8 protein-coding genes are annotated in these 10,768 nt (G+C 60.7%); 3 read left to right on the forward strand and 5 right to left on the reverse strand.

Annotation, left to right across the window (positions count from 1 at the left end; translation table 11 throughout):
* Positions 1-6 precede the first annotated feature (6 nt).
* The 5 genes from ACKVY0_RS11245 to ACKVY0_RS11265 all read right to left on the reverse strand — a co-directional run bounded on the left by ACKVY0_RS11245 (position 7) and on the right by ACKVY0_RS11265 (position 8,379).
* Positions 7-5,547 (reverse strand): Ig-like domain-containing protein, encoded by a 5,541-nt coding sequence (locus ACKVY0_RS11245; RefSeq protein ID WP_409214912.1) that lies wholly within the window; start codon positions 5,545-5,547, stop codon positions 7-9.
* An 87-nt stretch (positions 5,548-5,634) separates the two neighbouring features.
* Positions 5,635-5,802, reverse strand: a complete 168-nt coding sequence (locus ACKVY0_RS11250; RefSeq protein WP_409214913.1) for a hypothetical protein — start codon at positions 5,800-5,802, stop codon at positions 5,635-5,637.
* A gap of 318 nt (positions 5,803-6,120) precedes the next feature.
* The gene (locus tag ACKVY0_RS11255; protein ID WP_409214914.1) at positions 6,121-6,522 is read right to left on the reverse strand and encodes a hypothetical protein; all 402 of its coding nucleotides are present in this window, start codon (positions 6,520-6,522) and stop codon (positions 6,121-6,123) included.
* A gap of 37 nt (positions 6,523-6,559) precedes the next feature.
* Positions 6,560-8,248 (reverse strand): carboxylesterase family protein, encoded by a 1,689-nt coding sequence (locus ACKVY0_RS11260; protein ID WP_409214915.1) that lies wholly within the window; start codon positions 8,246-8,248, stop codon positions 6,560-6,562.
* An 8-nt stretch (positions 8,249-8,256) separates the two neighbouring features.
* Positions 8,257-8,379 (reverse strand): hypothetical protein, encoded by a 123-nt coding sequence (locus ACKVY0_RS11265; RefSeq protein WP_409214916.1) that lies wholly within the window; start codon positions 8,377-8,379, stop codon positions 8,257-8,259.
* 61 nt (positions 8,380-8,440) lie between these two features.
* On the opposite strand from ACKVY0_RS11265, the gene ACKVY0_RS11270 reads away from it, so the two are divergent.
* From ACKVY0_RS11270 to ACKVY0_RS11280, 3 genes are all read left to right on the forward strand, one after another.
* Positions 8,441-9,163, forward strand: a complete 723-nt coding sequence (locus tag ACKVY0_RS11270; protein WP_409214917.1) for an RNA polymerase sigma factor — start codon at positions 8,441-8,443, stop codon at positions 9,161-9,163.
* An 80-nt stretch (positions 9,164-9,243) separates the two neighbouring features.
* Positions 9,244-9,855 carry a type IV toxin-antitoxin system AbiEi family antitoxin domain-containing protein gene (locus ACKVY0_RS11275; protein WP_409214918.1) on the forward strand — a complete coding sequence of 204 codons (612 nt, stop codon included), beginning with the start codon at positions 9,244-9,246 and terminating at the stop codon, positions 9,853-9,855.
* Entirely contained in the window at positions 9,852-10,589 is a 738-nt protein-coding gene (locus ACKVY0_RS11280; RefSeq protein ID WP_409214919.1) for a nucleotidyl transferase AbiEii/AbiGii toxin family protein, read from the forward strand. The genes ACKVY0_RS11275 and ACKVY0_RS11280 overlap by 4 nt, the downstream gene beginning before the upstream one ends.
* Positions 10,590-10,768: the final 179 nt, after the last annotated feature.

The raw sequence follows: 10,768 nt of genomic DNA on the forward strand, positions 1-10,768 counted from the left end.
ATCATTTTACGGAGCGTGGCTCTGCAATGTGGCACGCACACGGTAGAAGCTGCGCGGTGCTGGTGCGGCGGCATTTAATGTCACACTGCGCAGTACGCCACTGCCTTCGCTGACCGTTGCCGTGCCTGTGGGCGGTGCGCCGTTGAGGCTGGTGGCGATGGGGGTCCATGCGACGAGGTCGGGGCTTTCCTCGATGATGAGCGTGGCTCCGCGTGCGTTGGCGTTGCGGGTGAGGTGAAGCTCGATGCTGCCTGCGGCGGGCGGATTGAAGGTGAGTCCGCCAGTGCCGAGGTAGTCGAGCAAATTGAGCGCGGGGTCGGTGAAGGCTGGATTGGCGAGTTGCACGGGCGTTCGATTGGCGGCGAGCCATGCGGCGTAGCTTTGACCATCGACGACGACAGGTAGCGTGGCAGCGGTAGCGCCGAGATTGCTGTTGGCCAAGGTTTGCACGGGGCCGAATTGGCCGGTAACGGGCAGTGCATTGAGCACGGTGGTGGTGAGGGCCGCGGAAGGCGTGGAAAGGCGGAACCATTCGGCATCGAGGACGACATCGGGCGTGCCACCAGCGGGGGCAGTGCGGTTGTGATTGAATGGGGTCAGTCCAGCGATGGCGGTGAAGTTCGTGGCGGTGCCGAGGCCGATTTGCAGCGTGGCGGGGAAGTCGGCACGCGTGTAGCGCTGCTCAGTGATCCACTGACCGCCGGGATGCTGCCGCAGCAAAACAATGGTGCTGCCGACACGCACGATCTGCATGGTGACGGTGTTTTCGCTCAGTGGGATGCCCTGCGTGCTGGTGTAGAAGTTGCTGACGCTGTTCGTGGTGTTGCTGACGACGCATTGCCACTGATTGGCGTTCGGTTGCGCGACGGGATCAGCGGTGCCGAAGTTGAAAGCGATGCTGTTTTCCGCGCCCGCAGTCCAATCGCCCCCTGGTGATGCACCGGCATTGGTGATCGTTTTTGGCCTGCGCAGCATGAGGCCGCCGATGCTGAAATTGGAGCTGGGGCGGCCTGCGGCTCCGTTGCGGCGGCTCACGTCCATCTGCACGGTGGCAATGAAGTCGCCGGTGACGTTGCGGAAGACATACGGCCCGACGTAGTCTTGGTAGAAGCCGCTCACACTTGGGATCAATCTCATGCGCCCGCTGCTGATCTCGTGCGTGGTGAGTTTGTTCGCGCCCCAGCCTTCGGTTTGATCGAGTCGCTGCCAAGTCGTGAGCGTGGCGGCATCGCTGAACTCATCGCCGGTGCTGGCGAGCGGATCGACGACGGGCACGGGGCTCAGGTAATCGACGCTGACGGGCAAAGCAGCGCGGCTACTGCTCGCGGCACCGATGTTGAGCCGCAGGCTGACGTTGCCATTGCCAGTGAAGCCGCCGAATCGTGCGCGGTAGTTCATGCCATCGCCGCTGGGCATCAAAGTGACCCAAGTGGCTCCTGCGCTGCCTTCCACGATGAGATCGCTCTCGGTGAGGCCGGTGACTGCGGTGCTGAAAACGAGGTCAAACTCGACAAAGGGCCAGCGCACCGGATTTCCCTGGCCTGCACGCGGCGTGATGATCACGGACGGTGCATTGGCGGCATCGACGACGACCGCGCTGCCATCGAGCGAGCGCACATAGGCGAGCAAGTCGGCGCGATGCGCTGCTGGCACGCTGCGGTGCGGCGCGGCCAGCGCGAGGTCATTTGGCGTGCTGACGGTGAAGTGGTCGATGTCCCAATCTCCGCCCGTGCGGCTGATCTCGATGCTGTTGGTCGCTCCAGCGGTCAGCGCGACGTTTTCAGCCCGCGCGGTGGTCCAGAAGGTGTTGCGGAAAGCGGGTGCGTTGCCGGTGTTGATGAGGCTGATGGGATACGCCACGCCATTCACGCGAATGGTGCCAGCACTCGCGACGGCGGCGCTGTAGCGGATCTCCACCGCACCCACACCGCCGGTGCCGCCGTCGATGCCGCTGCGCGTGACGGTGCCATTCGCATTGAGCGCAACGACTCCACCCATCACGGTGTTGTCCCAGTTAATGAGGATATTCCCGTTCGCGGTCGATGGGATGTTGCCGCCCACAACGGTGCTGCCCGTCTCGATTTGGTAGACGGTGCCGCCCGCGATGGTGAAGACATCCTCCAGTGTGCTCGCCGAGCCATCGTGGAAGTAAGGTGCGTTCGACCACACACCGCGCAGCGTCGGTGTGTCGATGCCGGTGAGTGCCGCGCCGATTCGCTGACCGCTCGTCGTGCGCTGCGTGCCGACGTTGCGCAGCGTGCTGTCGGTCAAGGCGCTGCCACTGTGGCACTGAGAGCAATTCATGGCGCTGAAGACTTGGCGGCCTGCTTCGACATTGGGAGGCTGATTCGGACTGCGCGGCAGATGTTCATTGCCGAGCGAGGTCACATAAGCGGCGAGCGCATCGAGATCAGCGCTCAAGCCAGCCTTTGCGTTGCCGAGTGGATGCTCTGCGGCGGCAAACTGCGAGTTGGTGAGGAAGCCGGTGCCGCCGAAGAAGCCACGGATGTCGTTCTCGAAGTCCTGGATCTCATCGAAGTTCCCCGACCAATGCACCGCGCCATGGCCCATGCCGCTGCGGCCGCGTAGCTCGACGGTGTTGCGCAAACCCTCGCCGCGTTGCGTGAAATCCCACACGCGGCCATCGCTGCCGCCATCGGTGTGACACGAGGCGCAACTGATGTAGCCCTCCGCGCTCATGCGCTCGTCCGCGTGATAAAAAATGCGTTTCCCAGCCAATGCAGCGGGACTGAGCAGCTCATTGTTCACGGTGCTGATGTGGGATGTGACCAAGGCGATGCTGCCCGTGTCAAAGAGCGGCGCACACGGGATCATCGACACGCTGCGGCCCATGAAGTTCTGCACAAAGGCGCGTCCCGTCGTGGCATCGACCGCGACGCCTTGTGGCGCTGCACCGACCATCTGCCGTGTGACCATCGCACCGAGGCCGGAGACTTCGGCAGCGACGAGTAGGTCGAAAATGACGACTTGGTTGTTGCCTTGCAGCGTGACGAACAAGTAGTCGCCTCGTGGCGAAACAGCGAGCGCGGTGGCCGAGTCACTGTTGTCGATATCGACATCACGCATCACGCTGCCAGCCGTGAGGTCGATCTGGAGCAAGAGATTGCGCTGCGTGCTGTCGTGCGTCTGCGCGGCGTTGAATAAGGTGCCGCGCTCGGTGTTTTGCTTCGTCGCAGCGACCCAGGCGCTGAGGCCATCGGGCGAGTAAGTGACGGCGGCGAGGTAGTTTGGCACGCCACGGCTGTTCGCAGTGCCATCGCGGTGATCATCGGCGCCGAGCTTCGGCAGGCGCAGAGTGCGGTTCAGCGTGAAGGTGCTGGCATTGACCTCCCAGACGTCGCCGTTGTCTTTGGGCGAGATAAATCGTGTGACGAGCACTCGCGAGCCGTCGCTGCTCACGGCCAAAGCCCGCGCCGAGTGACCGAGAGCGAGATCGCCGCCGATTTGCGCCCGCGTCGCCGTATTGAAGCGCCGCAGTGCTCCGCTGCCATAAAGCGAGACATAGGCCGTCGCGCCATTGGGCGAGATGGCGACGCCAAAGGGCGCACTGCCGTAACCCGTGTCGATATTGGCCAAAACGGCCCCGTTGGCCGCTGCGAGCACCATCACGCGATCCGCATCATGACAAGTGACCCACGCATTGCCTGCAGCATCGAGCGCGATGCTGCGTGGATCGGCCTCGACCGCGATTTCGGCCAAAACGGCGAGTGTATCGGCATGCACGACGGTGACGGTGTTCGCATCGGGATTCACTGACCACACGAGGCGGCTCGCGGCATGGATAGCCACCGCGCTGCTGGCCGTGGGACGCGGCCCCGCAGGCACGGTGAGCACATTGATGCCGAGACTGCGGCTGGACACCGCACCCAGCGGATCACGCGCCTGCACGAGCGGCTGGTAGTGGCCTGCATCGGCATAAGTGAAGGCGACGCTCGCTGTCGTGCTCCACGCGGTCTTGGGCCGACCATCCCCTGCGTCGAAGCGATACTCAATCGCCTGCGCATCCGTGGCCGTCGCGGTGAGCGTGATCTCGCCACCGGGGGCGATGACGGGGACATTCGCCGTCAAAGAAGTGATCGCAGGCGCGACATTGCCCGCGACCGTGCTGCCGGTGGAGAAGGTGAAGCTGTAAGGCTGCATTTCATTACCAGCGGCGTCTTCAATGCCATCGAGCACGACTTCATACGTCGTATTCGCGGCGAGCGGAGAATCGGGCGTGAAGGTGACGACGCCATCGAAGGTGCGAGCAAACTGAGCGGCGAGTGGTGCACCACCGACGGGCCGAATGAGGATGGTGTCGCCATTGATGATGCTGCGTGTCTCCAGCGTCTCGTGAATGAGCAGGCTGATGGGCGAGGTGACGGGATAGTTCGTCTGTCCGTCACGCGGGATGTGGTAGCCGACCTCGGGCGGGCGAGTGTCCGCCGCTGTGTCATGCACCCACACGCTCATGCCTTGTTGGTTGCCGTAGCCGCCAGCGATGACGAGATTTCCCACCGGCAGCGCGAACTGGCTCGCGTCCATGCCATTCGCCTCCGTGGCGAGCGAGAGCACCACTTCCTTCGAGCGCAGATCGATCTTGTGATTGCCCATGAAGGCGTAGTCGTCCTGAAACATCACATACATCGTCTCGTCCTCGTCAGGCAGTTCCTTGTCGATAATCCACTGCGGATCGGTGGGGTCAGTGACATCGACCATGCGAAAGCCCATGTGGCTGTCAGTGAAGTCACGTCGATACGGCCAAACTGCGTAGAGACGCCCGCCGCCGCCCCACATGGAAGGCCAATAGCCACCCGGCCCGCCATCGGTCAGCGTGCTGAGGAGCACGGGATTGTTCAGGTCGCTGATGTCATAAATGGCCAGCCCCGTGCGGCTTTGATCCGAGGGCATAAAAAGCAGATTTCCCACCATGATCGGATGCCCGATGACACCCGTGAGCGAGAGGTGATCCCACACCGCGTAGTTTTGCCACTGACCAGTCTGCGTGTTGTGACGACGGATGAAGGCGTCTCGGACGTAGTCGCTATAGATCCAAAAAGTCGGCTCAATGAGGAAGGGGTGAAACATCGCCCCACGCCCGCCAGCGCCGCGTTGTGGATTCAGTTCGGTGAAGGGTCCGCGCGTATTCACGCCGTAGGTCGCGGTCGCCGCGAAGACCATGGAGAGCGCGGGGTTCGGAAAGCCGTTGTTGCCGATCACGAGCTGGTTGTTGCGATAAAAATAGCCGTGTGCCTGCACCGGATGATGCGTCGTGCCGAGGTTCTCCAGTTCCACGGGCGCTGCGGGATTGGCAAAGTCCCACGATCGAGCCTGCACATCAGAGCCCGGCGCACTGCCAGGTGACTCGGGCATGGTGTAAACGAGCCCATTGTGCCACGCGATGACGGCGGTGCGCCCATGCGTAGCGGCCACACGAGTGGGAGTGAGCAGTGCACCAGCGGTGGGACGGTTGATGTTCGGAAAGCCCGCCGCCCACGCCGACGAAGCGAAGGGAAACAGAGCGAAAAGCAGGCAAGAGTATTTCATGGCACCTGTTTCTTGGACATTTCCATGCTGCGGTTACACTCGTGGGAAAGTATTCCCGCCAATGCCCGAACCCGCCGATCACAGTTTTCACACCACGCGTTGGAGCCTTGTTTCATTCAGCGTGAGCACGATGGGGTTCGCATCGCCCGCGAGAAAGCGTGTCATGTCGATCTTGCGATTGTGGATGAAGCCGAAGTTGTCCTGATAGACGGGATACGACGCGTTGCTGAAGTTTGGCACCGTGAGGCTCGCCACCGTCGTCATACCACCACGCCATCCGTGGCCGCGCCACCGCTGCGGGCCATGATGAGCAGGTCGCCGAAGAACATCGGGTGCCAGTCACCGCCGCCGTATTGGCCCACATGATCGAAAGTCGCCACACACGCCTTTGGGCGAAGCCGTTGCCATTCAGCGAGACCTTCGTGATCTCGATGTCCGAGTCCGGCGTGTCATACCACAGCAGCGTGGCATTCCACGGCCCGGCCTGACTGCTGCGATTATACCAAACCGGCAACTGCGAGAGCTGCGGGATGCCATTCGTGCCACCGCGCTCGACCAAGTCGCCAAAACCATTCACCCGAATCGGGTCCGGCAGCAGCAGGTTACCGTATTGCGCCGTGCCGTGTGCATTCCAGCCGTAGTTGTTTGAATCCAGAGGTTGTTCGCGTAGTTCAGCTCAAAGTCGGAAGGCAGCCTGCGGATTGGATTCAAAGGATCGCTGATGTCATAGACACGCATGCTCAAATCCGACCCCGGCCTCGATCCCGGCGACTCGCCACCGATGATGATCCACCCATTCAGATAATTGATCGAAGTCGTCCGCCCAATCGGCTCCGACCCATTCGTGATGGGATGCGAAAGCAGCGTGCCCGGCGCCTCGGTGCGAGCGGCATTATTAAAACCGGTGGTGGTGACCTGCCCGAATGCCGCAATGGTGGCGAGCGCGAGGGCGGCGAAAACTGAATGAGTCTTCATGATGCAATCTTCTCTGGGGACGATGAAGCGAATGCTCTTACAATGAACGCAGGCGGTAGAAGCGCCGACTGGTAATCGGAGTGGGGATGGTGAGCGACCAGATGCCAGCGTTGAGTTGGGGCGTGCCGGGCTGTGTTGTCCAGTCGATGAGGTCCGTGGAGGTCTCGACGGCGAAGATGTTGCCGCCTGGGTCTGGCCACGTCAGTTGGGAGCTTCCCGGTGGGAGCACATGCGCGAAGGAAACAATGGGCGGAAGGACGGGAGTGGATTCGAGCCGCACGTTGTCAAAATTCACTTCAATCCCGGGTGCGTTATTTAAGTTCACCAGGCGGATGCCGAGCGGTTGACCCACGAACGGGTTCGAAGCCGCGGTGGCCACGGTGATGGTGGAGGTGAGAAACCGCCCCTCGCCGGGCAGCAGGGTATTAAGGTCCGATGCGATAACGTTGGTGCCGGCCATGAGGTCAATGCGGTAATTCGGGAAGCCGCCGAACTGGAACGTGCCATTCGTGATGTTGGCGATGTTCCCGACCTCAACACGCAGCGTGTATCGTCGCAACGGCTGCAAGGTGGCGGTGAGGGTCTGTTGCATTCCAGCTTCGATGTTGGCGAACTGGGTCTGGTTCGCCTGATTATCTAGGAGGAAGGTCACGCCCACGTTGTTGCCGTCCGGGGCTGGCTCGACATAGAGCGTGGGAGGGGCCGGTCGCAACACGCCGATGGTGCGGTTGCTGAAGTTGATGCCGTTGCCAAAGACGGACCATCCCGTTGGCGCGGCTGTGGCGGAAAATGTTCCGGCCGCAATGATAGGTAGCTCGAAGCTATGATTGTTGACGACGAGCGATGTCGTGCCGACGGCGTTCAAGGTCTCCGCTAGCCACAAGGCAGCGGGGGCGTCCTGATTGGCTGGAATGGTATGCCCGGTGTTGGAAAGCGAAATGAAGGTCGAGGTGACACCGGCATTCGTGAGCGCTGTGTGAAGTAACTGACTGGCGAGAATGGGCACATTCGGGTCGGTTTGGCCGTGGATGATGCGAAATGGCGGTGCGTCGGGTTGCACGAAGTTGATAGGGTTGACCGTGGCGAGGGTGGGCGGGTTGTTGGAGGCGTTATCGCCAAGCAGCCAGAAATCGACGGGTTGCCCCGGCACCACGGTGGGCGCTTGAAGCAAATCCGTCGGGCCACTCATATCCACGACGGCCTGCACGCGACTCGATTGGCCGAGATGCTCACCCACATCGAAGAGATTGGTGTGACCGCTCGTCCCAGCGAGCGCGGCGAGATGTCCGCCCGAGGAGAATCCCCAGATGCCGATGCGATTGGGGTCGATATTGAACTGGGCGGCGTTGGCACGCAGCCAACGGATGGCGGACTTTACGTCCTGGATTTGAGTCGGGTGCGGCAGACTCGCCGGATAGGGCGAGGGCTGCGCATTTATGGTGTAGCGGTGGGTGATGGAGGCGACGGCGACGTTGAAATTGGTAAGAGCGAGCGCACGGGGATTGCTTTCGTTGCCCGAAGACCAGCCGCCGCCGTGGATCCAAATCACGACCGGCGTGGGAGCGGCATTGGAGGGCACGTAATAGAGATCCATCCATTGCCGCGAGAGTCCGCCGGTGACGTAAGGAACATTGTTTGAGACACTATACTGCGCTGGCAGTGTCTGCGCGTTCACTGGACGGATCGCGCAGCAACCGAACAGAACGAATAGGAAAATGAGTTTCATAGGGTGTTTCATGGTCGTGAGATTTCCAGCTCGAGCAGCTCCAGCCCCGCGTCAGCTTGGAAGGTCGTGAGGATGATTTTCGCTGACGAAGCGAAGGGGAACAAAGCGAAAAGTAGGCAGAAGTATTTCATGGCACCTGTTTCTTGGACATTTCCATGCCGCGGTTACACTCGTTGCAAAGAAATCCTGCCAATGCCCGAAACCATACCCGCCACCTTCAAACCGACGCGATGGAGCCTCGTGCTGCAATCGCAGGGGCAGGGTGTGCAGGCTGCGCGGGCGCTGGAGGAGCTGTGCGTGGCGTATTGGTTCCCGCTGTATTCGTGGAGCCGTCGCTTTGGCGCTGCGCCGGAGGATGCGGAGGACTATGTGCAGGGCTTCTTTGTGCAGGTGCTGCAAAAGCAGCTCTTTGCGGCGGCAAATCCCGATCTCGGCAAGCTGCGCACCTTCATGCTCACCGCCTTTCGCCGTCACGTGCATGACGAGCAGCGTAAAGAAAGCCGCCAAAAACGTGGTGGCGGCCAGATCATCAGCTTCGACGCCGCCGAGGCCGAGGCATGGTATGAAGTGGAGCAAATCGAAGGTGAGAGCGCCGATCACATGTTTGACCGGCAATGGGCGCTCACGGTGCTGGATCAAGCGATGGTCAAACTGGAGCAACAAGCCGCAGCGCGGGGCAAATCAGCCGAATTTGCCATTTTGAGGCCTTTTTTGACCGGCGAAGCAGATGTCGATGATTACGAGCGTGCAGGCCAGCAGATCGGCATGAGCGCGAACACCTGCAAAGTGGCGGTGCATCGCCTGCGCGCTCGATTCCGCGAGGCTTTGCGCTCTGAAGTGTCTGAGACGCAGCCAGACGGCGGCAGTGTGGATGAGGAGATGGGTTATCTCATGCAGGTGTTGCGCGGAGCGTGATCAATCAACCGATCTAGTCGGACGTTGCAAACTTTAGGACATTGCGACACCATGTCCTAGAGTTTCAATTCAAGTTACCTATGCCGAACGATGAACATCATCTTGCAGCGCTACGCCGAGTCGCGGCAAGCACGCCGGTTTTTCGCCGAGCTGATGCTCTAGCGGTTGGTGTGTCGGCAACTGCGCTCACACGCCTCACGCGGGCAGGTGCACTGGAGCGCATGGGACGTGGGCTGTACCATCTAAGTGATGGAGAAGGCTACAGCCACTCTGGCATTGTCGAGGCCTCACTTCAGGTGCCAAAGGGTGTGATCGTGCTGCTCAGCGCACTGAGCTTTCATGGTATAGGCACCCACCCGGCATGGGAGGTATGGATGCAACTTCCAGCCAATTTTCCCAAGCCCAAGCTCGCTCACCCACCGCTGCGTGTGATCCGCAGCCGCCTGCCGGAGGCATTTACAGCCGGAGTGGAGGAGTATGAAATCGCTGGGCATAGGGTGCGGATAACGAACGTGGATCGCACGATTGTGGACTGCTTCAAGCACCGCAACCAGGTGACTTTGGAAGTGTGTCTCGAAGCCCTTCGTGAGAGACTCCGCCATCGGAGGCATAGTCTTCAAGAACTCAAAAAATATGCCAAACTCATGGGCGTATCGCGTGTCATGCAGCCCTACATGGAGGCGCTCGCATGAAGAACATCGCCGCATCAGTGCGTGCCCATTTGCTGTCTCATGCACGCAGCAGTGGCAGTGATCTGCTGAGTTTTGGTGATTCCTCAGTCGAGGGTCTAAGGCAGGTGTTTGCAGAGCTTCTCGCGGCACGAAGCGAGCCGGAGGATGGTCTCATTTGGGGCCACGTTGAGGCATCACGCATTCGTGAAGATCAGCGCTATCAAGGTGTGCGTATCATGGTGAAAGCGACACTCGCTGGAGCTGTTGTTCCCGTGCAGGTTGATATTGGCTTCGGAGACGCGATCACACCCGCACCCGTGAGTCTGGTGTGGCATGAGCTACTGGATTTCCCAGAGGCTCGACTTCTGACTTACCCGCCAGAGACAGTCATCGCGGAGAAGCTCGACGCAGCGGTGCAATTGGAGTTGGATAACAGCCGCATGAAGGACTTCTTCGACCTCGACTGGTTGTGTCGGAACATGGAGTTCGAGCATGCCACTTTACGCGCCGCCATCGTGGCTACCTTTGATCGTCGTGGCACCATGCTTCCTGATGAAGCGCCGCTGGCACTCACGGAGGAGTTTGCCAATGACAAAACTAAGATCACTCAGTGGAAGGCTTTCCTGCGCAAGAATCGGCTCGAAGCAGATGAACTGCCTGTAGTGATCACAAGGCTGCACGATTTCCTCATGCCAATCCTTTTGCCCCTGGCTGCGGCTTCTAAAACATGGAAACCAGAGAGGGGCTGGTCTTGATCGAGGTGCCTACGCTATGTCTGATTCATCGAACATCCATCCACGCCAACGCCTCTCTGGGCTGAAACCCGAGGCGCTGATGGCACAGGGCATGGCGGCGGCATCGACGGAGATGGTTGAGGTGCCGGGTTGTGAAATGGAGACACTTCTCGGACGTGGTGGCATGGGCGCGGTGTTTC

The organism is Prosthecobacter sp. (genome assembly GCF_046154365.1).
Taxonomy (GTDB): domain Bacteria; phylum Verrucomicrobiota; class Verrucomicrobiia; order Verrucomicrobiales; family Verrucomicrobiaceae; genus Prosthecobacter.